The following is a 1,644-nucleotide window of genomic DNA, read 5'->3' on the forward strand; positions in this document are numbered from 1 at the left end:
CCGGCAGTCGGTACCCGGCAGGCGTCCCGCCAGCCACGATCGCGCCTGGCGGGACGCCGACGGTACCTTCCGGGCGTCGTCCGGCAGTGGTATGTCGGCCCCGCCTGCGGCGCCCGCCCAGCGGCCTTGCCGCTATCCAAGATCAAGAATTTGGCGGGCTGGGTCAGCTACCCAAGCGCCGTGCCTCGACGCGCTCACCGAATACCTCGACGCTGACGACCCGGAAGGACGCGCAGACCAGATGCGGCGCGGGCAGGACGGCCGCTGGCGGCTGATCCTCACCGGCCAGCCCGTCCCGCTGCAGTACGCACTGCGCGCCACCCGGAACAGCACCTACGTTCAGTAACCTTATTTGATCTTCTCGGGACGCCGACACCAGCACATCTACTCAATCACTCGTCCTGGAAGGCACGCGGCTCTGCTCTCGCAGCATCGACGCCACGGAACACCGTCACCTGCGGCTGAGTTCGGCGGTGAGGAAACGTGTGTCCAGCCAGGGCCGGGTGGTCTGTCCGGTGAACGGGTCGGTCAGGTCGCGGCCGTAACGGTCGGCGATCTCGGTGTCGTCGTCCTCGCGGACGGTCCAGCCATTCGGGTACAGCCACTGGGCCGGGTGCGGACGGGGCTCGGTGTTGAACAGCGATCGCGTCTCGATACCGGACCGGCGGCTGAGCTGCTCCAGCGTCGCGGTGTCGGAGGCCAGACGCTCCAGGTCCGCGAAGCGGTCCAGCGCAAGGCGGCTGCCCACGGCGGACAGTTGGTGGATCTTCCGCAGCAGGTGTTCCTCGGCGGTGGCGGGAAGGTAGCCGAGCAGACCCTCCGCAACCCACACGGTCGGCACTGTCGGGAGAAACCCTGCCGCGGCGAGCACGCCCACCCAGTCCTCGCGCAGGTCGGTGCCGACCGCGACACGCCGGCAGCCAGGCGCGGTCCGGCTGCCGCGCAGCACGTCGTTCTTGAAGGCCAGCACCCCCGGCTGGTCCAGTTCATAGAGGGTGACGTCGGACGGCCAGGGCAGTCGGAACGCCCGCGTGTCCAGGCCCGCGGCGAGCAGAACGACCTGGCCGGCTCCGTCGCGGACCGCGTCCAGGATGACGTCGTCGTAGAACCGCGAACGCACGCCGATGAAGCGGGAGGTGTGTAGGGACAGTTTGTGCCGGTCACTCACCGGTTCGCCCTCGGCAGGCCAGCGCAGCGGAAACGGGACCGGCGAGTCCACCGCGGCCAGGAAGTCGGCCCCAAACGGGTCGTCGATGAGCGCGTCGGGCATCGACGACTCCACGCTCCGAGACGCGGCTATACCGAGGGCCGTGATGCCGGGACCGGTGACGATGTCCCAAGCCTGCTGCTCTGCCATACCGATCTTCCCTTCACTGTGGGGAGTCGCCAGGAATTCAACCGTGACCTAACATGATCCCAATCTCGGGCCTGGGGCCGACCTCCCCTGGCCGCCGACCGCCACGGCCCCGACCCCGTCGCGGCCACTGACGCGGCCCGTCTCGCCCTGACCACGGCAGCGGCCAGTCCGGACTCCGACGTCCACAGCCGCATCAGTCGTCTGCACATGAATCTTCAACAACAATGGCCCAACCTGGACGAAACACTCAGCCTCGGCCATCTGTTGGCAGACACGTCCCCGGTCAG

1 protein-coding gene and 1 pseudogene are annotated in these 1,644 nt (G+C 68.5%); one reads left to right on the plus strand and one right to left on the minus strand.

Annotated features, from left to right (window positions below; all coding sequences use genetic code 11):
* Nucleotides 1–346: pseudogene (locus tag MJ797_RS26885) on the plus strand (hypothetical protein); the annotation flags it as partial.
* 105 nt (nt 347–451) lie between these two features.
* On the opposite strand, the gene MJ797_RS26890 reads toward MJ797_RS26885, so the two are convergent.
* Nucleotides 452–1,357: an SAM-dependent methyltransferase gene (locus MJ797_RS26890; protein WP_239342569.1), complete on the minus strand. Its 906-nt coding sequence runs from the start codon at nt 1,355–1,357 to the stop codon at nt 452–454.
* Between the last annotated feature and the right edge of the window lie 287 nt (nt 1,358–1,644).

The organism is Protofrankia sp. CiP3 (assembly GCF_917627345.1).
GTDB lineage: Bacteria > Actinomycetota > Actinomycetes > Frankiales > Frankiaceae > Protofrankia.

What these genes read in the sequence shown, in the direction of transcription:
- MJ797_RS26890 (WP_239342569.1), bottom strand. Translation starts at nt 1,357, where the DNA reads ATGGCAGAGCAGCAGGCTTGGGACATCGTCACCGGTCCCGGCATCACG.